This window comes from Pseudomonas sp. Z4-7 (genome assembly GCF_051131965.1).
Lineage (GTDB): Bacteria > Pseudomonadota > Gammaproteobacteria > Pseudomonadales > Pseudomonadaceae > Aquipseudomonas.
In genome coordinates, this window is record NZ_CP071642.1 from 310,349 (window position 1) to 329,998 (window position 19,650).

A 19,650-nucleotide genomic window follows, 5' to 3' on the forward strand; every position below is an offset into this window, starting at 1 on the left:
GAGGCTGGCTTCGCTTGGTTACAATCGAAATCCGACGAGTAACACGACTTGTGCACAATTCTCTAAGTTACTGTTTTTTGGGCGGAACTTAACGTTATTTCGCCGGTCTTTAGCTACTTCGGACAGGCCGTTTTTTTGAAAAACGGCCTTTTTTGTGCCCGTTGGAAAAGTGCCCGAGGGGCCAGAAGCGCCCCTCGGAATTGCTTCAGGCCGACTTGGCCATGATCAACCCGTTCTCGCTTGCGGCTTCCAGACGGATAGCCACGAACTTCGAGGTCGGGGTGTGGCTGCCGTCGCCGGTGCTTTCCAGCGGCACCAGCGGGTTCACTTCAGGGTAATAGGCGGCAGCCTGTCCGGCCGGGATATCAAAGGCCAACAGGGTAAAGCCCTTGACCCGGCGCTCGCGGCCGTCATCCCAGAGCGAGACGATGTCTGCCTTCTGCCCTGGCTTGAAGCCCAGGCGGATGATGTCCGCTTCGTTGACGAACAACACGTCACGTTGGCCCTTCACGCCACGATAGCGATCATCGAGGCCATAAATCGTGGTGTTGTACTGGTCATGCGAGCGCATGGATTGCAGGATCAGGTCCGGCAACTGGCCTGTAGCCCGGGTGCGTTCGTGGATCAGGTCGGTCGGCAACAGGTTGGGCTTGAAGTTGGCGCGGCCCGAAGGCGTGTTCCAGCGACGTGCCCCCGCGCTGTTACCCAGGTAGAAGCCGCCGGGGTTCTTGAGTTTTTCGTTGAAATCCTTGAAGCCAGGGATGGTCTCGGCGATCAGGTCGCGGATGCGGCTGTAATCGGCCACCAGCCAGTTCCAATCCACCGGGCGGCTGCCCAGGGTGGCGGCGGCGATGCCGGCAATGATCCACGGCTCGGAGCGCATCTGGTCCGACAGTGGCTGCAATTGGCCGTTCGAGGCGTGGACCATGCTGAAGGAGTCCTCCACGGTCACCGCCTGCGGGCCATCGGCTTGCAGGTCGATGTCAGTCCGGCCCAGGCACGGCAGGATCAACGCTTCCTTGCCATGGGCCAGGTGGCTGCGGTTGAGCTTGGTACTGATCTGGACCGTCAGGTCGCAATTGCCCAGGGCTTCGAAGGTCCGGTGGCTGTCTGGCGTAGCCTGGGCGAAGTTGCCGCCCAGAGCGATGAACACCTTGGCCCGGCCTTCGGCCATGGCGTGGATCGCCTCGACCACGTTGTGGCCGTTTTCACGCGGTACCTTGAACTGGAAGCGCCGTTCCAGAGCGTCGAGGAATGCAACGGGCGGGCGCTCGTTGATTCCCATGGTCCGGTCGCCCTGCACGTTGCTGTGGCCACGCACCGGGCACAGGCCGGCGCCTGGCTTGCCAATGTTGCCACGCAGCATCATCAGGTTGGCGATTTCCTGGATCGTCGCCACCGAATGGCGGTGCTGGGTGATACCCATCGCCCAGCACATGATCACGTTCTTGGCCTTGGCGTACATGCGCGCCGCTTGTTCGATTTCGGCGAGCGTCAACCCGGATTGCTCGGCGATCTGCTCCCAGGGGGTGTCGTCGACCACCGCCAGGTAATCCAGGACGTTGGCGCTGTGCTCGTTGAGGAACGCATGATCGAATACCGCAGGGGCGCCGCTGTTCTGCGCGTCACGTTCCCATTGCAGCAGGAACTTCGCCATGCCCCGCAGCACGGCCATGTCGCCGCCCAGAGCTGGGCGGAAATACGCGGTGTTGGTGGGTTTGTCGCCGTTGGTAAGCATTTCCAGCGGGTGTTGCGGATGTTGGAAACGCTCCAGGCCACGCTCTTTCAGCGGGTTGATACACACCACCTGGGCGCCGCGCTTCACGGCTTCGCGCAGCGGTTCGAGCATCCGCGGGTGGTTGGTGCCGGGGTTCTGGCCCCAGACGAAAATCGCATCGGCATGCTCGAAGTCGTCAAAGGTTACCGTGCCCTTTCCCACCCCGACACTTTGAGACAGGGCCACGCCGCTGGCCTCATGGCACATGTTCGAGCAGTCGGGGAAATTGTTGGTGCCGTAGGCGCGCACGAATAGCTGGTATAGATATGCCGCTTCATTGCTCGCGCGGCCCGAGGTATAGAATTCGGCCTGGCTCGGGCTGGACAGCCCTTGCAAGTGTTTGCCGATCATAGCGAACGCGGCTTCCCAGCTGATGGGCTTGTAGCGGTCGGTTTGCGCGTCGTAGCTCATCGGCTCCGTCAGGCGGCCCTGGTATTCAAGCCAGTAGTCGCTCTGCTCCAGCAACGAGGTCACGCTGTGCTTGGCGAAAAAAGCCGCGTCGACACGACGCTTGGTCGCTTCCCAGTTCACCGCCTTGGCGCCGTTCTCGCAGAACTTGACCATGCCGCTTTCCGGCGAGTCACCCCAGGCGCAGCCAGGGCAGTCGAAACCGCCGTTCTGGTTGGTCTTGAGCATCATGCGAATGTTTTTCAGCGCGTTATCGCTGGTCAGCCAGGCCTGGGCGACGCTGATCAGCGCGCCCCAACCGCCGGCCGGGCCCTTGTAAGGCTTGTAGCGCGGTGCGGGTTTCTGGTTGGCTTGTTGATGATTGCTCACGCTTGATTCTCCATCGCAGGGCTGTAGACCCGCGGCGCACTTTTTTGCGGCAGGTGGATGAGGTTGAGGTTGTGTTGGCGAGCCCACTGCACGGCGAGGCCCGTGGGCGACGACAGGCTGACCAGCGTCTGGATGCCCGCACGCAATACTTTTTGAATCAATTCGAGGCTGCAGCGGCTGGTGACGATCGCGAGACCCCCGGCTATCGGGATCTGCTGTCGGATCAGCGCACCGATCAATTTGTCGAGGGCGTTGTGGCGACCGATGTCTTCGCGGCCCAGCAGCAGTTCACCCTGGTCATTCATGAACAGCGCCGCGTGTACCGCGCCGCAGTGCTGGCCCAGGGGTTGGAACTGGCCGATGCGCTGGCGCAGGCCGTCAAGCCATTGCGCCGGTGGCAGCGGTGCGCCCGGCAGCGTCTTGAGGTTGGGCAGCGCCTGCTCCACCGCCTCCACCCCGCACAGCCCGCAACCGCTGGTGCCGGCCAGTTGCCGGCGTTGTTGCTTGAGGTTCCAGAAGGCGCGGTTGGCAATGGTGACCTGGGCATATTGCGCGGAACCGGCTCCGCTCAGTTGCAGGTCGTAGATATCCGCCGGGTCTTCGATGATGCCGCTGCCGAGGCTGAAGCCGACGATAAAATCTTCCAGGTCAGTGGGCGTGACCAACATTACCGCTTGGCTGATGCCGTTATAGGCAATCGCCAACGCCACTTCCTCGGCCAGCGCGGCGCTGTCCGATTGCGAGTGGTCCAGGTTGCAGTAGCGATAGCTCTGGCTGGCGGCTGGCTTGGAGGCTTCCAAGGCAGGCGCAGGACAGACCGGAGGCTTGTCGTTCATGGGCATCACTGAGAGTAGGAATAGTCCTAAGACTAAATGCGGCAATCTGCCACGTCTAATCGCTATTACTGATCTTTCAATAGATGACGTCGATCAAGGAATGGTTACTGATTGCTGATAAAGGGCGAAACAGGCCTCCGCCAATGCCGAGCGTGGGGCACCGCGCCGCATGATCAGCCCCAGCGGGACCAGCGTCTGGGCGCTGTCGATGGGCTGGATTCGCAGGTCTTCGGTGAGCTTCAGCCCGCTTTCCAGCGGTACCACGGCGCAACACAGTCCGCCGTGCACAGCTTGTAACAATTGGTGCACCGCGTCGGTTTGCAGCAGCGGTTGGGGTGTCAGCCCCCGGCTGTGGAAGTGATGGTCGATGGATTGGCGAAAATGCATGCCGCTGGTGAGCATACCCAAGGGCAACTCCACCAGCGCTTCCCAGCTCAGCGGTTCTTCGCCAAAAAAGAAAAACCGTTGATCGTATAGCAGGCCCATGCGGGTATGGGCGAAGGGCAGGGCTTCAAAACGCTCGTTGTCCAGACGTTCCAGGTAGGAAATGCCCAGGTCGATCCGGTTGTTCGCCAATTGTTCGAGAATGCGTTCGGAGCTCAGGGACGACAATTCGAAACGCAGGCTGGGGTGGTCGGTGTGCAGGCGCTGCATCATCGCCAGCGGGTCGAAATCCGACAGCGGAACCACGCCCAGGCGCAGCGTGCCCACCAGGTTGCCGCGACAGGCCGCCGCTTCGGCCTGTAGTCCGTCGTAAGCCGCCAACACCGTGCGCGCCCAGGCCAGCACCCGCTCACCCGGTGCGGTAAAACCCTCGAAGCGCTGGCCGCGATTGACCAGTGGCAAACCCAGCTCCTCCTCCAGGCTGCGCAGGCGCATCGACAAGGTGGGCTGGGTAATGTGACAGCGGGCGGCAGCCTGGCCGAAGTGGCGGGTTTCTTCGAGCGCGATAAGAAATTTCAGCTGCTTGATGTCCATCTTCGCTCCTGGGCGCGGGAAGATTCGGATTCTAGCGCCTTGACGGTGGCGAGGTCATTGGTCGGTTGGGAAACGGGGTCGGTTGGCTTGGTCTAGTCTTTTGCGTCTGGATACCTGAACCCATGGAGTGAATACGATGAGTCTTTTCAGTTTCTTGAAAGATGCCGGTGAAAAAATCCTCGATGCGCTGACGCCCGACAAGGCAGAAGCCAACAGCGAAGCGTTGACCAAGCATGTACAGGAGGCCCTGACAGGGATCGATACTTCAAAGATTCAGGTCAAGGTCGAAGGTGAGAAAGTCATCGCCACGGGTGAAGCCGCAACTCAGGAAGAAAAGGAAAAGATTCTCCTGGCGCTGGGCAACGTGGCCGGTATCAGCGGTGTCGATGACCAGATCACCGTGACCGGCCCGGTCGCGACGCAGGCCAAATTCGTCACCGTGGAAAAAGGCGACACCTTGAGCGCCATTTCCAAGCGGGTTTACGGCGACCCGAACAAGTACAACAAGATTTTCGAAGCCAACAAACCGATGCTCAAGCACCCGGACAAGATCTACCCAGGGCAGTCACTGCGTATTCCTGAATAGGATTTGAGCCCGGCGGTGTCCTTATCGCGAGCAGGCTCGCTCCCACAGAGATTACTGGTTCGCCGCGAGCCAAGGTGGGAGCGAGCCTGCACGCGATGAGGACGGTGCGGTTCAAAGCCCGGCAATCAAATCCCGATAATCTCTGACGGCATCGAACTCCCCCGTATCCTTCGGCCCCTTGCGACTGTCCGGCTCGCTGACCGCCAGCAAATGTGCGATGCCAAAATCCCGGGCGCTGCGCAATACCGGCAGGGTATCGTCGATGAACAGGCTGCGGGCCGGGTCGAAGTCAAGGTCGGCTTGCAGGGCGTCCCAGAACTGCGGGCTTTCCTTGGGAAAACCGTAGTCGTGGGAGCTGATCAAACGCTCGAAATACCGAGCCAGTTCGATGCGTTCCAGCTTCAGGGACAACGAGTCGCGATGGGCGTTGGTGATCATCACGACCCGTTTGCCGGCCTGTTGGATGGCTGCCAGAAATGTATCGGCGTCCGGGCGCAGGGCGATCAGGTGGGCGGTTTCCAGCTTCAGTTCGCGCACCGGCAGCTTCAGCTCGGCACTCCAGAAATCCAGGCAGTACCACTGCAACTGGCCGGCGTTGCGCTCGAACAGCGGCTGCAGTTCCATCTCTGCCATGGCCCGGCTGACGCCATGCAGTTCGGCATAGCGCTGGGGCAGGTGCTCCAGCCAGAAGTGATTATCGTAATGCAGGTCCAGCAGGGTGCCGTCCATGTCCAGCAGAACCGTATCGATCTCGTGCCAGGGCAACAACGCCATAAAAAACTTCTCCAGCGGTAATCAGATATCCGACGCAAACAATCAGGATAGGCCGGGTATAGTAGCCTGCTATCGCCCAGGGAGCCGTTTATGCGCCAGACACCCACCATACTCGACCGACGGATCGTCGCCACCAGCCGCCTGTTTTGCGTGGAAGAACTGAAACTGCGTTTTTCCAACGGTGTGGAACGCACCTACGAACGCCTGGCGGGCAAGGGCGCAGGTTACGGTGCGGTGATGATCGTGGCGATGCTCGACGCCGACCATGCGGTGCTGGTGGAAGAGTATTGCGGCGGTACCGAGGCCTACGAATGGTCCCTGCCCAAGGGCCTGATCGAGCCAGGTGAAGATGTGCTGGCGGCGGCCGAGCGCGAGCTCAAGGAGGAAGCCGGTTTTGGCGCCCGTCAACTGGAACACCTGACTGAGTTGTCATTGTCTCCCGGCTACATGAGCCAGAAGATCCAGGTGGTGCTGGCGACCGATCTATACGAGGAGCGTCTGGAAGGCGACGAGCCCGAGCCAATGCGTGTGGACAAGGTTAACCTGGGCGAGCTGTCGGCCCTGGCGCAGAACCCTCAATTCACCGAGGGCCGGGCGTTGGCGGCGTTGTACCTGGCCCGCGATCTGCTGACTCAGCGCGGAGCCTACCTGCCATGAATTTTCCGCATCCCCTGATGGCCCCGGTTATCGAGCTGGCGCTCACGGCTGGCGACGCGATCCTGCCCTTCTGGCGGGCCGATGTGGAGGTCGTGCGCAAGGCCGACGAATCGCCGGTGACCGCCGCCGACATGGCAGCTCATCATGTGATCGTGGCCGGGCTCAAAGCCCTGGCGCCGGATATCCCGATCCTTTCCGAAGAGGATGCCGATATTGCGCAAAGCGTCCGCGCCGGCTGGCAACGCTGGTGGCTGGTGGATCCGCTGGACGGCACCAAGGAGTTCATTTCCGGCAGCGAGGAATTTACCGTCAATATCGCCCTGATCGAGGGCGGGCGAGTGGTGTTCGGTGTAGTGTCGATGCCCACCAACGGTCGTTATTATGCCGGCGGTGCAGGCCTGGGTGCCTGGCGCGGCGACAGGAATGCCGAGCCTGCGGCCATTGTGGTGCGTAACGTGCTGGCGCGCGGTGAAACCTTTACGGTGGTCGCGAGCCGCCGTCATACCAGCCCGGAGCAGGAACGCCTGTTGGGCGGTTTGAGCGAAAGCCTGGGGGCGCTGCAATTGACCAATATCGGCAGTTCGCTGAAGTTCTGCCTTTTGGCTGAAGGTGCGGCGGATTGCTACCCGCGTCTGGCGCCGACGTCGCAGTGGGACACCGCCGCTGCCCAGGGCGTGCTGGAGGGCGCGGGTGGCGAGGTACTCGACCTGCAGGGCCAGCCGTTCTGCTATCCGGCACGCGAGTCGTTATTGAATACGTCTTTCCTGGCGCTTCCGGCGAAAGCGCCGTGGCGTGGGAAGTTGCTGGAGCTGGCTCGTTCTTAAAATCTGATCTTTTAGCCCAGAAGCTTTTGTGGCGAGGGAGCTTGCTCCCGCTGGGCCGGTCCGACGCTTCGGACGAAGCGGCCCCAAAGCGTCTGCTGCGCAGCCGAGCGGGAGCAAGCTCCCTCGCCACGGGTCTATGCGCCAATCAGCGATGCAGCACGTACTGCCCTTCAAACTGCACCGCCAGGTCCTCGCTATCCACATTTACCACCTGCGTCTGCAAGGTCAGCCTTGCCCGTCCGTAGCGACGATAAGTGGCCAGGAAACGCGTCCAGGTCTTTTCATCGGGCGCCTCACAGATGACGGTCGCGTCGCGGGTAACCGGTAGCGGATAACTGATCTGCCCTTCCTGGATCACAATGTGCCCGTCTTCGATGCCTTCCTCGCGCAGCGCCAGGTGCAGCCAGCCCCAGCCACCGAGCACGGCGCCGCAATACAGGCTGCCGCCGAACATGGTGCTCTTGTGATTGACGTTGGCCGCGATCGGCAGGAACAAGCGTAGCTGCCGGGCTTGCCAGCCGAGCACCTTCAGTCCCATGTCCTGCGTCAGCGGGATGTCCCGGTGCAGGATCGTTTCCAGGTAGTGGCTGTCGCGGTTCATACAGGCCCTCTTGGCTGAAAGTGAAAGGGTGGAGCTCAATCCGACTCTTCGGTCGGGCCATGGCTGCTGTCGCCGAAGTTCAGCCCGTGTTTACGCAACTTGTCGTGCAGCGTCTTGCGCGGAATGCCCAAGGCTTCGGCGAGGCTGCGTACGGAGCTGTGGGAACGGGCCAGTTCGGCAGCGATCAGGGTTTTTTCAAAGTTCTCCACCTGCTCGCTCAGGCCGCCGCTGATCACATCCACCGCAGCGGGGCTGCTGTCCGGCGCGCTGTTGTCCAGTGCCAGTTCCAGGCCCAGGGCAAAACGTTCGGCGGCGTTCTGCAATTCGCGCACGTTACCCGGCCAGCTGTGGCGTAACAGCAGCGCCCGGTGGGGCGGCTGCAGTTCGTGCGGCGGCAGGCCATGGCGGGTGCTGGCTTCGTTGGCAAAGTGCTGGAACAGCATCAGCACATCTTCGCCGCGTTCGCGCAACGGCGGAATACGCAGCGGCGCGACGTTCAGACGGTAATACAGGTCGGCGCGAAAACGGCCCTGGTCGGCGGCCTGGCGCAGGTCTTCCTTGGTGGCGGCGATGACGCGGATATCCAGCGGGATCTGCTGGTTGCCCCCCAGCCGTTCCACTACGCGCTCTTGCAGCAGGCGCAGCAGTTTGACCTGTACGTCCATACTCATGCTTTCGATTTCATCGAGGAATAATGTGCCGCCATTGGCGAATTCGAACTTGCCGATACGGCGTTTTTGCGCGCCGGTGAAGGCGCCGGGCTCGTGGCCGAACAGTTCGCTTTCCACCACTGACTCAGCCAGGGCGCCGGCGTTGATCGCCACGAAGGGCCCGTTGCGCCGGCTTGAGAGGTCGTGCAGTGCGCGCGCGACCACTTCCTTGCCGGCCCCGGTTTCACCGAGGATCAACACGTCGGCGCGGGTCGCCGCCAAGGCGCCGATCTGCTCGCGCAGGCGCAGCATGGGCGCCGATTGGCCAACCAGGCGGGCGCTGAGTTCATGCCGGTCACTAAGGGCCAGGCGCAGGCTGCGGTTGTCCAGGACCAGGCGACGCAAGGCCAGGGCTCGGCGAACGCTGTCGAGCAGATGATCGCTGGCGAAGGGCTTCTCCAGGAAGTCATAGGCCCCGGCGCGCATTGCCTGGACCGCCAGCGGTACATCGCCGTGGCCGGTAATCAACAGGACCGGCAGCTCCGGATCCTGTGCGTGCAGCTGGTTCAGCAGTTCAAGGCCGTCCATGCCGGGCATGCGAATGTCGCTGACAACCACGCCGGGCCAGTCTCGCGGCAATTGCCCGGCCAAGCCATTGGCCTCGCCCAGGGGCAGGATCTTCAGGCCGGCCAGGTCGAGGGTCTGGCTCAAGGCCTGACGCAGGTGGGGATCGTCGTCGATCAGCACCACCTCAATCTGGTTATCGATGGTCATACACTACGGTCCTCGGACGGTTGCAGGCTCACCCCGGGCGCGCCCGCGCGCAGCTTCAGGGTAATCAGGGCGCCGCCTTCCTTGTGATTGGCAAACAACAGCTCGCCGCCGAAGGCGCGCATCAGGGTGTCGCAGATCGCCAGCCCCAGGCCAAGACCCTGGGTGCGGGTCTTGGTGGTATAGAAAGGCTCGCCGGCCCGGCCCAGGGCTTCCATGCAGAACCCCGGGCCGTTATCGCGTATGTACAGGTTGACGCCGGTTTCCGTTGCCTGGGCACTGAGCCAGAGTCTGCGCGGCGGGCCCTTTTCGGTCAGGGCATCAAGGGCGTTTGCCAGCAGGTTGCCCAGCACCTGGCGCAAGCGTGTCTCGCCGGCCTCGACCCACAAGGTGGCGGCCGGCAGGTCACGGATCAGTTCCACTTCCATGCTGCGCCGACGTTTGGCGAGCAGCGCCAAGGCATCGTCCAACGCCGGTTGCAGGGCGACGCTTTCCGGCGCGTGGCGGTCGCGGCGGGCAAAAGCGCGCAAATGGGCGATGATCGAGGCCATGCGCCCGGTCAGTTCGCTGATCAGCTTGAGATTGCCCCGGGCGTCGTCGGTGCGCTGGTGATCGAGCAGGATCCCGGCGTTTTCCGCGTAGCTTCGAATGGCCGCCAGCGGCTGGTTGAGTTCATGGCTGATGCTCGCCGACATGGTGCCAAGGGCCGACAGCTTGCCGGCCTGCACCAGGTCGTCCTGGGCGCGGACCAGCTCCTGCTGGGCCTGCTCGCGCTCCAGAACTTCCTGGCGCAGGCGCCGGTTGAGGCCTTCCAGGTCACTGGTGCGTTCCGCCACCCGACCTTCCAGCTCATGCCGGGCCTTGGCTTCGAAGGCGATCCGTTCCAGGTAATGGCGCCGGCGCTGCATCATCAACCCGAGCAGCAACATCAAGACCAGCAACGCCGAGCCACCAATGACCACCACCGTGCGCACCGGACGATCGATCAGCGTTCGCGGGGCCAGGATGCTCACGTTCCAGCCTGTCTCTTCGATGACCTGGGTCTGGGTCAGCCAGGCATTGGCGTCCAGATGAAGCGGCTTCGGATCGCGGGTCGGGTAGGGTTGGACCGCGCTGATCGCCTTGCTCTCTTCGATGCTCAAAGGGCGGGTTGCGCGAAACCGCCACTCCTGGCGTGAAGTCAGGATTACCACGCCATTATGGTCGGTCACCAGCAATTGCTCAGGGGTCTTGCCCCACAGGCTTTCGGTGTGGTCCAGGTCGACCTTGACGACCAGTACGCCAATGACTTTTTCGCGATCACGTACGGCGGCGGCAAAGAAGTAACCGCGCTTGCCCGACGTGGTGCCCAGGCCGAAGAAGCGTCCAAGACGCCCGGCCATGGCTTCGATGTAGTACGGGCGGAAAGCAAAATTGCGCCCGACGAAACTGTCGTGCTTGTCCCAGTTCGATGCCGCCAGGGTCTTGCCAGTGGCGTCCATCAAGTACATGACTTCAGCGCCAGTCTGGGCGCTGATGTTCTTCAGCAATCGATTGGCATTGCCCTGGGTAACGCCATCATCCGGCGCAGACAGGACTGCGCGCAGGGGCGGCAGCTCGCCAAGAATCTGCGGCAGCACTTCATAGCGGTGCAGGGTTCCCAACAGGTTGGCGACGTAGAGATCGAGCGTCTGGCGATTCTGCCCGGCCAGCTCGCTGCGGTAGTAACGCTCCGCCAGGTGCTCCAGCGGCCACAGCAACGGCGCCAGGCACAGGGCCAGCAGTGCCAGGCTGCGCCAACGGGGTCTGCGGGGGAGAGTGGAATTCATGAGCATGATGCGCCTGTGGGGACAGGCGCATTATGCCTAGGACGCACGCCAGCGTCTTCGATCAGGCGAAGACGTCCGCATGCTCCAGGGTCGAAGCCGCCAGGTCCTTGCCGGACAGTTGCGGCTGGATATCTCCCAATTGCCAGTCGATGTTCAGTGTGGGGTCGTTCCACAACAGGCTGCGTTCGGATGTCGGGTCGTAGTAGTTGGTGGTCTTGTAGAGGAATTCCGCGAATTCACTCAAGACCACAAAGCCGTGGGCGAACCCTGGTGGCACCCAGAGTTGACGGTGATTGTCGGCGCTGAGGCGTACCGCAACCCATTTGCCGAAATTCGGCGAGCTGCGGCGGATGTCCACGGCCACATCAAGCACTTCACCGGCGGTGACACGCACGAGTTTGCCCTGGGTGTTCTGCAATTGGTAATGCAGGCCGCGCAGCACGCCTTTCAGCGAGCGAGAATGGTTGTCCTGCACGAATTGAGTGTCGATGCCGGTCGCGTCCTTGAATGCCTTGGCGTTGAAGCTTTCATAAAAAAAACCGCGCTCGTCACCAAATACCTTGGGTTCGATGATCAGGACACCGGGCAGGTCGGTGGCGATTACATTCATTGGGTGTCTCCATGGGAATGGCAGCAACAAAGATGTCCATTCTTGCCCAAAGCAGTGGTCGGCGCGAGCCCCGAGTCAAAGAGGGGGTTGCTTATCCAACGACTCGATGGCGAGATAGGCATCCAGACAAAACCACCCCAGGGGTCGTTGTATGCCACTCGCCACGTTGGTTCACCGTGCCAGTTTGCCAAGCCCACAGATCAGCGCCGAACAGGCACTGGTACTGCTGCGCTCGAATTACGGACTCAGCGGTGACCTGCGACCCCTTGGCAGTCATCAGGACCTCAACTACCGCGTCGACAGCGAACGCGGGCGGTTCGTGCTGAAAATCTGCCATGGCGACTACGCCGTCCAGGAGCTCCAGGCCCAACATGCCGCGCTCAAGCAGTTGGCCGGGCACGGCGCGGTGAAGGTGCCGCGGGTGATCGAGGCTGCCAATGGCCAGGACCTGCTGACGCTAGAAGTCGACGGGCAAGCGATACACATGCGCCTGCTCGAGTACATCGACGGCCAGTCCCTCACCCAACTCAAGCACCTCACGCCTGACCTGGTGACTGGGCTGGGCCGCCTGTGCGCCGACATGGACCTGGCCTTGGCCACGTTCGACCACCCGGGCCTGGAGCGAACCCTGCAATGGGACGCGCGCCACGCGCCAGCCTTGATCGATCACCTGTTGCCTGTCATCGACGATGACCAGCGGCGCCAGTTGATCGCCGACGTCGCACAGCAGGCCGAACGGCGCTTGCAGCCGCTCAAGGCCAGCCTGCCGATGCAGGCGATCCACATGGACATCACCGATGACAACGTGGTCTGGCAACGCGATGCACAGCGCCAATGGCAACTGCAGGGCGTCATCGATTTCGGCGACCTGATCCGTACCTGGCGTGTCACCGATCTGTCGGTCACCTGCGCGGCGCTGTTACATCATGCCGATGCAGATCCGTTTTTCATCCTGCCGGCGATCAAGGCCTACCACGCGGTCAATCCATTGCAGCGTGAAGAGCTCCAGGCGCTTTGGCCGTTGATCGTGGCCCGCGCCGCTGTGCTGGTACTTAGCGGAGAGCAACAGGTCGCTGTCGATCCGGATAACCAATATGCTCGCGACAATCTCAGGCATGAATGGGAAATCTTCAACGTCGCCCATTCCGTGCCGCTTGAGTTGATGGAAGCGGCGATCCTTGCCGCCGTGGGCCATAGCCTGCCGCCCCTCGCCAACGAGGGTTTCGCACCGCTGTTGCCGACTTTGGTGGGGCGTGATTTCGCCCTGATCGACCTGGGTGTGCTCAGCCCGCATTTCGAGGCGGGCAATTGGGAGCAGCCGGGGATCGATCAGCGCCTGCTGAGCGAAGCGGCCGCCGTGCATGGATTGGCGGCCAGCCGTTACGGGCAGTATCGGTTGTCCCGCACCCGGCCGGACAGTGCCGAAGAGCCCGATACTTATCCGCTCCATGTGGAACTGCACATTCCTCACGGTAGGCCGCTGGAATCGCCCTTCGCCGGGGTGTTGCACAGGGACGCTGACGGCTTGCTGCGGCTCGATGGCCCGCAACTGAGCGTGCGTTTGTGGGGCGTTTCCTCGTCGCTGCAACCCGGGGCCGCGCTGGCAAAGGGTCAGGTAGTGGGCGAGGTGGCTGGCCCATTGCTGGTCCAGCTGTGCCGGGGCGCGCATCTGGCCCCGCCGTTGTTCTGCACACCGTCCCGGGCGCAGGCCTGGCAAGCGCTCTGCCCATCACCCGCGGTGCTGTTGGGGCTGGCTTGCGATGCCGAGCCGGAAATCGATCCGCAGGCGCTGCTGGCCCGTCGCGATGCCAGTTTTGCCCGTTCGCAGAAGCACTACTACGTCGACCCGCCGCGCATCGAGCGTGGCTGGCGCAACCACCTGATCGACATGCAGGGCCGCTCGTACCTCGACATGCTCAACAATGTCGCGGTGCTGGGCCATGGCCATCCGCGCATGGCGGCGGTCGCGGCCAGGCAGTGGTCGCTGCTTAACACCAACTCGCGTTTCCACTACGCGGCGATCGCCGAGTTTTCCGAACGCCTGCTGGCGCTGGCGCCGTCGAACATGGACCGGGTGTTCCTGGTCAACAGCGGCACCGAAGCCAACGACCTGGCGATCCGCCTGGCCTGGGCCTACAGCGGCGGACGCGACATGCTCAGCGTGCTGGAGGCCTATCACGGCTGGTCGGTGGCGGCCGATGCGGTCTCGACGTCCATCGCCGACAATCCCCAGGCCCTCAGCAGCCGTCCGGACTGGGTGCACCCGGTGACGGCGCCGAACACCTATCGTGGTGAATTCCGCGGTGTCGACAGTGCGCCGGACTACGTGCTCAGCGTCGAGCACAACCTGGCAAAAATCGCCGAACAGAAACGTCAGCTCGCCGGCTTCATCTGCGAGCCGGTATATGGCAATGCCGGCGGCATCGCGCTGCCACCGGGGTACCTGAAACAGGTCTACGCCTTGGTGCGCGAGCGCGGTGGTGTCTGTATCGCCGACGAGGTGCAAGTCGGCTACGGGCGCATGGGCGAGTTTTTCTGGGGCTTCGAGGAGCAAGGCGTGGTGCCGGACATCATCACCATGGCCAAGGGCATGGGCAACGGCCAGCCGCTGGGAGCCGTCATCACCCGCCGGGAAATCGCCGAGGCGCTGGAAGCCGAGGGATATTTTTTCTCTTCCGCCGGCGGCAGCCCGGTCAGTTGCCAGATCGGCATGGCCGTGCTGGACGTCATGGAGGAAGAAAACCTGTGGGAAAACGCCCGGATCGTTGGCGGACATTTCAAGGCCCGCCTGGAAGCGCTGATCGACCAGTATCCATTGGTCGGAGCGGTGCATGGCTCCGGGTTCTACCTGGGCGTGGAGCTGATCCGCAATCGCGACACCCTCGAACCGGCCACCGAGGAAACCACCGCGCTGTGCAATCGCCTGCGGGAGTTGGGCATCTTCATGCAGCCGACTGGTGATTACCTGAACATCCTCAAGATCAAGCCACCGATGGTCACCAATCGCCAGAGCGTGGACTTCTTCGTCGACATGCTGGCGAAAGCCCTGGAGGAGGGGTTGTAGTTTATCCGGCACATCACGCTGTTTTTCCTGTGGGAGCGAGCCTGCTCGCGAAAGCGGTGGATCAGTCAACGTCAATGTTGAATGTTCCCCCCTCTTCGCGAGCAGGCTCGCTCCCACAGGTTTATTGGGTGTAAATTCGATTTTTGTCGGTGTTTTGATGGAAAATTACCAGATTTATGGTTCTTCATGCTTCAAATACCGATTTTTATCGGCTATAAAGGCGCTACTGTCCATCGCCTGGGAGATGATTCATGAGTCGTATCGTTACCGTAGCCGCCACGCAAATGGCCTGTTCCTGGGATCTCGAAGCCAACATAGAGACCGCTGAAAAGCTGGTCCGCCAGGCCGCTGCACAAGGCGCGCAGGTCATCCTTATCCAGGAATTGTTCGAGACGCCGTACTTCTGCCAGAAGCCGAACCCGGATTATTTGCAGTTGGCGACTCCGGTTGACGAGAACGTCGCCATCAAGCACTTCCAGAAAATCGCCGAAGAACTGCAGGTCGTGCTGCCGATCAGTTTTTTTGAACGGGCCGGGCGTGCGCGTTTCAACAGCATTGCGATCATCGACGCCGACGGTCGCAACCTGGGCATCTACCGCAAGAGCCACATCCCGGACGGTCCTGGCTACCATGAGAAGTATTATTTCAACCCTGGCGATACCGGCTTCAAGGTGTGGAATACCCGCTATGCGAAAATCGGCGTAGGCATCTGCTGGGACCAATGGTTTCCGGAGTGCGCCCGCAGCATGGCGTTGCAAGGTGCGGAAATTCTGTTTTACCCGACCGCCATCGGCAGCGAACCGCACGACAAGACCATTTCATCGCGCGATCATTGGCAGCATGTACAACAGGGCCATGCCGGCGCCAACCTGATGCCGCTGGTCGCCAGCAATCGCATCGGCAACGAAGAGCAGGATGGCTATGACATCACGTTCTACGGCTCCTCGTTCATCGCCAATCAGTTCGGTGAAAAAGTCCAGGAATTGAACGAGACCGAAGAAGGCGTGCTGGTACACAGCTTCGACCTCGACGAACTGGAACACATTCGCAGTGCCTGGGGCACTTTCCGTGATCGGCGCCCGAACCTGTACGGCGCGATCAAAACCCTCGACGGCTCACTGGAGTCCTGAATCATGACAACTTTGCACAGCACTCCGCGCGCGGACGGTTTTTACATGCCTGCCGAGTGGGCGCCCCAGACCCAGGTCTGGATGATCTGGCCCGAGCGCCCGGATAACTGGCGCCTGGGCGGCAAGCCCGCGCAGGCCGCCCATGTGGTGGTTGCCAAGGCCATCGCCCGTTTCGAGCCGGTCACCGTGGCGGTATCCGCCGCCCAATACGAAAACGCTCGGGCGCGGCTCGATGTGCCGAATATCCGCCTGGTGGAAATGTCCAGCGACGACGCCTGGGTCCGGGACACAGGCCCGACGTTGGTGATCAACAACAACGGCGAAGTGCGCGGTGTCGATTGGGACTTCAATTCCTGGGGCGGCTTCGAGGGTGGCTTGTATTCCCCATGGAACCGGGACTCGCTGGTGGCCGGCAAGATTCTCGAAATCGAGCGCAGCCCGCGCTACCGCACCGAGGGCTTCGTCCTCGAAGGTGGTTCGATCCATGTCGATGGCGAAGGCACTTTGATCACCACCGAGGAATGCCTGCTCAACCACAATCGCAACCCGCACCTGAACCGCCAGGAAATCGAGGCGGTGCTCAGTGCCCAATTGGCGGTGGACAAGATCATCTGGCTGCCCGATGGCCTGTTCAATGACGAAACCGACGGCCATGTGGATAACTTCTGCTGCTACGTACGCCCTGGTGAAGTGCTGCTGGCCTGGACCGACGACCCGCAGGACCCGAACTATGCCCGCTGCCACGCGGCGATGGATGTGCTGCAAAACAGCACCGACGCCAAGGGCCGCTCGTTCACGGTGCATAAAATGCCGATTCCCGGGCCGCTGTATGCCACCGAAGAAGAATGCGCCGGTGTGGACGTGGTGCACGGCTCACAGGAGCGAAAACCTGGCGAGCGTCTGGCCGGCTCTTATGTAAACTTCCTGATCGTCAATGGCGGCATCATCGCCCCGAGTTTCGACGATCCACTGGACAGCACGGCCAGGCAAATCCTGCAGGACCTGTTTCCCCAGCACGAAGTCATCATGGTGCCTGGGCGAGAGCTGTTACTGGGGGGCGGAAATATCCATTGTCTTACCCAACAGCAACCTGCCGCGCACACAAAATGAGTGGGGATGTAACAGCTCGGTGACGGGAGTCGCAGCAGCTCTATACCGGTGCTTTTGGATCCATCCTGGCAAGCCCGCGCTCCCATTGGGGCGCGGGCTTTTTTGTGCGCGGTTCGTCGGCGAGCCGTTTACCTTGGCATAGCTCTTGTATCGACATCCGTGCAGTTCTGGGGAGTGGAGCTGCGTTGTATTGTCACAAACCTTGGATAAATTGGCCGCTCATCAACCAGGAGAGGGCGCTGGAATGAATATGATAAGCGAGCGCACATGCCATCCCTTGGCCGTAAATGGTGAGTCGCTTCAAGCGTTGGCGCAATGGTTGAAGTCCAATGGCACGCGTCAGATCAGAGAACCTGATCCGCGCCGGATGATCATCGAGCGCTACCCCGTTGGCCTGTTCAGCGAGGCGGAGCTGGAAGCGTTGTGGGATGTCATGCAGGGATAGAATTCGAAGGATTGATAAAAAGCGCTGGCCGAAAGGCTGGCGCTTTTTTTATGGGCGTGCTTTTCGCCTGATTACCGAAGATTCACGAAATTGACACGGACTTCAGGGCGCGACTAGGATTCGCCCCACGCCTGTGGCCAACAGCCATGACTCTTAAATAATAAAAAGGCCCGACACGCTCAATCCGTGGCCGGGCCTTTTCATTATTTCCAGGAGCAAGAGTCCGAAAAAGAGCGCAAAGCGCCATTTCGGTTGCCGGTTACGGTGCGTATCAACCCGTACAAGGAAAATAATCATGTTGAACAAACGCTTTACTTTGCTAGCACTGGGGATTTTGAGCACAACACACGCCATGGCCAGCGATCAATCCGAGTCCAAGGGGTTCGTCGAAGACAGCAGCCTGAAAGTCCTGTTGCGCAACGCCTACATCAACCGCGACTACAAGGACGGCAACAAGGACAAGGCCGAATGGGGCCAGGCCGCCATCGGTACATTCTCGTCCGGCTTCACCCAAGGCACCGTGGGCGTAGGCGTGGATGCGTTCGGCTTGTATGCGCTGCGTCTGGACGGCGGCAAGGGGCGCACCGGTGCACAAGGCATCGATTTCTTCAAGAAAGGCGACAGCGGCAACGCGGCCGATGATCTCTCCAAATTCGGCGCCGCGGTGAAATTCCGTGTCTCCAACACGGTGCTGGCCTACGGCGACCAGATGCCGACTCTGCCGGTGTTGAACTACGACAATTCGCGCCTGCTGCCAGAAAGCTACACCGGCACGCTGATCACCTCCAAGGAGATCAAAGGGCTCGAACTGAACGCCGGCCGTTTCACCGCCGAGTCCCGTAAAAGCGCTGAAGGCCGTGACAGTGGTGGCTTGAAATCGATCAACGTATTGGGCGGTAGCTACCAGTTCACCGAGCAATTCAAGGCTTCGCTCTACGCATCCGATGTCGAAGACGTATTGAAGAAGCAATACGTGAACGCCAATTACGTGTTCCCGTTGGCCAAGGACCAATCCCTGACCCTGGACTTCAACGGCTATCGCACCAAGCTGGACGACAGCTATGTTCGCGAAAACGGCGTCACTGGTGACGACAACAAAATCTGGAGCCTGGCGGCAACTTTCGCCACCGGCCCGCACAGCTTCACGCTCGCCCACCAGCGCAGCACCGGCGACAGCAACCTGGGCTACGCCTACGGCGGCTATCAACGTGATCAGAATCGTGTCGGCGACGGTGGTAACACCATCTATCTGGCTAACTCCTACTGGTCCGACTTCAACGCCGAAGACGAACGCAGTTGGCAGCTGGGCTACGGCCTGGACTTCACCACCTTCGGTGTACCGGGGCTGACCTACAACGTGGCCTATGTGCGTGGCGACAACATCACCACTTCCACCAGCGAAGGCGGCACCGAACGCGAGATCTTCAACCAGTTCAAATACGTGGTCCAGAGCGGCCCGGCCAAGGACCTGAGCGTACGCTTGCGCAGCTCGGTCCTGCGCGTGTCGCAGAAATCCAGTGAATACAACGTCAGCGGTAATGAGCTGCGGGTGTTTGTGGATTATCCGATTAATGTTTTTTGATGGTTGATCGGGTTTAGGAAAACTTTATGAGATCCTCGGCCTGACTATCAGGCCGGGGACTTTTTAGATCTTTTAGATTTTGGGGACTGGTGGTAGTGGAACGATGTGGCTTTCTTCGGGCCTTCGTCTTTGCGCAGAGTGAGGAGGCGGAAGGCTCCCAGGTCTGTTTTTTGATGTTTGATCGGGCTGCCACAGTTTAATACGCCCGATCTTCGGATTGAGGACAGGTCGACGCATTTTCTCAAGAGCTTTTTTATGGAACTCTCGGCATGACCTCATTCAATTACGTTTCTATAGGCTGAGGGTCCACATAGCAGCAAGTGTTTGGTTTCTAGTTCTATAAGCGAGGTTTCGTTAGATGCTCGAATTAGAAGGCTCTCTTTTTGTTGTGTTATCTGAACAGTTAGTTTGTTGTTTGTTGGTATGTTGATGATTTTTAGGTTTTTTGGTGTTCCGCAATTTAGACCTATTCGGCATATGTTAAATCCTGATTGCTTCCATTTCTGCGGGGGGGCATCGGGGTATTCTGCAATGTCGAATTCAAAAATGAGTGTCGGAATATCGTTGTCTATAATTAATGACGCCAAGTCGATTTTGCCGATAGGTACCGGGGATGAAAAAATCTTATTAAAAAAAATACTTCCTTCAAGATCATTCCAGAAAATCATGG

17 protein-coding genes are annotated in these 19,650 nt (G+C 60.7%); 8 read left to right on the plus strand and 9 right to left on the minus strand.

What is annotated here, in order from left to right:
• Positions 1-205: 205 nt before the first annotated feature.
• The 3 genes from J3P91_RS01310 to J3P91_RS01320 form a co-directional block, all read right to left on the minus strand.
• Positions 206-2,554, minus strand: a complete 2,349-nt coding sequence (locus tag J3P91_RS01310) for an FdhF/YdeP family oxidoreductase (protein WP_434602509.1) — start codon at positions 2,552-2,554, stop codon at positions 206-208.
• Positions 2,551-3,390 carry a formate dehydrogenase accessory sulfurtransferase FdhD gene (fdhD, locus tag J3P91_RS01315; protein WP_434570333.1) on the minus strand — a complete coding sequence of 280 codons (840 nt, stop codon included), beginning with the start codon at positions 3,388-3,390 and terminating at the stop codon, positions 2,551-2,553. The genes J3P91_RS01310 and fdhD overlap by 4 nt, the downstream gene beginning before the upstream one ends.
• Positions 3,391-3,483: 93 nt before the next feature.
• Positions 3,484-4,368: a LysR family transcriptional regulator gene (locus J3P91_RS01320; RefSeq protein WP_305497518.1), complete on the minus strand. Its 885-nt coding sequence runs from the start codon at positions 4,366-4,368 to the stop codon at positions 3,484-3,486.
• A gap of 136 nt (positions 4,369-4,504) precedes the next feature.
• On the opposite strand from J3P91_RS01320, the gene lysM reads away from it, so the two are divergent.
• The gene (lysM, locus tag J3P91_RS01325) at positions 4,505-4,954 is read left to right on the plus strand and encodes a peptidoglycan-binding protein LysM (protein ID WP_434570328.1); all 450 of its coding nucleotides are present in this window, start codon (positions 4,505-4,507) and stop codon (positions 4,952-4,954) included.
• A gap of 111 nt (positions 4,955-5,065) precedes the next feature.
• Here lysM and yrfG read toward each other — a convergent pair whose 3' ends face one another.
• Complete coding sequence (yrfG, locus tag J3P91_RS01330) at positions 5,066-5,728, minus strand: GMP/IMP nucleotidase (RefSeq protein ID WP_434570326.1); 663 nt, start codon at positions 5,726-5,728, stop codon at positions 5,066-5,068.
• A gap of 90 nt (positions 5,729-5,818) precedes the next feature.
• Between yrfG and nudE the strand changes: the two genes are divergently transcribed.
• Both nudE and cysQ read left to right on the plus strand, forming a co-directional pair.
• Positions 5,819-6,385 (plus strand): ADP compounds hydrolase NudE, encoded by a 567-nt coding sequence (gene nudE, locus J3P91_RS01335; protein ID WP_305497515.1) that lies wholly within the window; start codon positions 5,819-5,821, stop codon positions 6,383-6,385.
• Positions 6,382-7,209, plus strand: a complete 828-nt coding sequence (gene cysQ / locus J3P91_RS01340; RefSeq protein ID WP_434602510.1) for a 3'(2'),5'-bisphosphate nucleotidase CysQ — start codon at positions 6,382-6,384, stop codon at positions 7,207-7,209. Before nudE ends, cysQ begins: the two co-directional genes overlap by 4 nt.
• A gap of 145 nt (positions 7,210-7,354) precedes the next feature.
• On the opposite strand, the gene J3P91_RS01345 is transcribed toward cysQ, so the two are convergent.
• From J3P91_RS01345 to rfbC, 4 genes are all read right to left on the minus strand, one after another.
• Complete coding sequence (locus tag J3P91_RS01345) at positions 7,355-7,810, minus strand: YiiD C-terminal domain-containing protein (protein ID WP_434602511.1); 456 nt, start codon at positions 7,808-7,810, stop codon at positions 7,355-7,357.
• Positions 7,811-7,845: 35 nt separating this feature from the next.
• Positions 7,846-9,234 carry a sigma-54-dependent transcriptional regulator gene (locus J3P91_RS01350; protein WP_434602512.1) on the minus strand — a complete coding sequence of 463 codons (1,389 nt, stop codon included), beginning with the start codon at positions 9,232-9,234 and terminating at the stop codon, positions 7,846-7,848.
• A complete protein-coding gene (locus J3P91_RS01355; RefSeq protein ID WP_434602513.1) occupies positions 9,231-11,039 on the minus strand; it encodes a sensor histidine kinase in 1,809 nt (602 codons plus the stop codon). Before J3P91_RS01355 ends, J3P91_RS01350 begins: the two co-directional genes overlap by 4 nt.
• 61 nt (positions 11,040-11,100) lie before the next feature.
• Positions 11,101-11,649 (minus strand): dTDP-4-dehydrorhamnose 3,5-epimerase, encoded by a 549-nt coding sequence (gene rfbC / locus J3P91_RS01360; RefSeq protein ID WP_434570316.1) that lies wholly within the window; start codon positions 11,647-11,649, stop codon positions 11,101-11,103.
• A gap of 151 nt (positions 11,650-11,800) precedes the next feature.
• Here rfbC and J3P91_RS01365 point away from each other — a divergent pair, with 151 nt between their 5' ends.
• From J3P91_RS01365 to J3P91_RS01385, 5 genes are all read left to right on the plus strand, one after another.
• Positions 11,801-14,713, plus strand: a complete 2,913-nt coding sequence (locus tag J3P91_RS01365; protein ID WP_434602514.1) for an aminotransferase — start codon at positions 11,801-11,803, stop codon at positions 14,711-14,713.
• 251 nt (positions 14,714-14,964) lie between these two features.
• The gene (gene aguB, locus J3P91_RS01370) at positions 14,965-15,843 is read left to right on the plus strand and encodes an N-carbamoylputrescine amidase (protein WP_434602515.1); all 879 of its coding nucleotides are present in this window, start codon (positions 14,965-14,967) and stop codon (positions 15,841-15,843) included.
• Between the two features lie 3 nt (positions 15,844-15,846).
• Entirely contained in the window at positions 15,847-16,953 is a 1,107-nt protein-coding gene (gene aguA, locus J3P91_RS01375; protein WP_434602516.1) for an agmatine deiminase, read from the plus strand.
• Between the two features lie 244 nt (positions 16,954-17,197).
• Positions 17,198-17,398: a hypothetical protein gene (locus J3P91_RS01380; RefSeq protein WP_305497506.1), complete on the plus strand. Its 201-nt coding sequence runs from the start codon at positions 17,198-17,200 to the stop codon at positions 17,396-17,398.
• 295 nt (positions 17,399-17,693) lie between these two features.
• A complete protein-coding gene (locus J3P91_RS01385; protein WP_434602517.1) occupies positions 17,694-18,980 on the plus strand; it encodes an OprD family porin in 1,287 nt (428 codons plus the stop codon).
• 275 nt (positions 18,981-19,255) lie between these two features.
• Here J3P91_RS01385 and J3P91_RS01390 read toward each other — a convergent pair whose 3' ends face one another.
• Positions 19,256-19,648 carry an Imm50 family immunity protein gene (locus J3P91_RS01390; RefSeq protein WP_434602518.1) on the minus strand — a complete coding sequence of 131 codons (393 nt, stop codon included), beginning with the start codon at positions 19,646-19,648 and terminating at the stop codon, positions 19,256-19,258.
• Positions 19,649-19,650: the final 2 nt, after the last annotated feature.

Excerpts from the sequence above, each read along its gene's own strand:
- fdhD (WP_434570333.1), bottom strand. The coding sequence starts at position 3,390 with ATGAACGACAAGCCTCCGGTCTGTCCTGCGCCTGCCTTGGAAGCCTCC.
- J3P91_RS01320 (WP_305497518.1), bottom strand. The coding sequence starts at position 4,368 with ATGGACATCAAGCAGCTGAAATTTCTTATCGCGCTCGAAGAAACCCGC.
- lysM (WP_434570328.1), top strand. The coding sequence starts at position 4,505 with ATGAGTCTTTTCAGTTTCTTGAAAGATGCCGGTGAAAAAATCCTCGAT.
- yrfG (WP_434570326.1), bottom strand. The coding sequence starts at position 5,728 with ATGGCGTTGTTGCCCTGGCACGAGATCGATACGGTTCTGCTGGACATG.
- nudE (WP_305497515.1), top strand. The coding sequence starts at position 5,819 with ATGCGCCAGACACCCACCATACTCGACCGACGGATCGTCGCCACCAGC.
- cysQ (WP_434602510.1), top strand. The coding sequence starts at position 6,382 with ATGAATTTTCCGCATCCCCTGATGGCCCCGGTTATCGAGCTGGCGCTC.
- J3P91_RS01345 (WP_434602511.1), bottom strand. The coding sequence starts at position 7,810 with ATGAACCGCGACAGCCACTACCTGGAAACGATCCTGCACCGGGACATC.
- J3P91_RS01350 (WP_434602512.1), bottom strand. The coding sequence starts at position 9,234 with ATGACCATCGATAACCAGATTGAGGTGGTGCTGATCGACGACGATCCC.
- J3P91_RS01355 (WP_434602513.1), bottom strand. The coding sequence starts at position 11,039 with ATGAATTCCACTCTCCCCCGCAGACCCCGTTGGCGCAGCCTGGCACTG.
- rfbC (WP_434570316.1), bottom strand. The coding sequence starts at position 11,649 with ATGAATGTAATCGCCACCGACCTGCCCGGTGTCCTGATCATCGAACCC.
- J3P91_RS01365 (WP_434602514.1), top strand. The coding sequence starts at position 11,801 with ATGCCACTCGCCACGTTGGTTCACCGTGCCAGTTTGCCAAGCCCACAG.
- aguB (WP_434602515.1), top strand. The coding sequence starts at position 14,965 with ATGAGTCGTATCGTTACCGTAGCCGCCACGCAAATGGCCTGTTCCTGG.
- aguA (WP_434602516.1), top strand. The coding sequence starts at position 15,847 with ATGACAACTTTGCACAGCACTCCGCGCGCGGACGGTTTTTACATGCCT.
- J3P91_RS01380 (WP_305497506.1), top strand. The coding sequence starts at position 17,198 with ATGAATATGATAAGCGAGCGCACATGCCATCCCTTGGCCGTAAATGGT.
- J3P91_RS01385 (WP_434602517.1), top strand. The coding sequence starts at position 17,694 with ATGTTGAACAAACGCTTTACTTTGCTAGCACTGGGGATTTTGAGCACA.
- J3P91_RS01390 (WP_434602518.1), bottom strand. The coding sequence starts at position 19,648 with ATGATTTTCTGGAATGATCTTGAAGGAAGTATTTTTTTTAATAAGATT.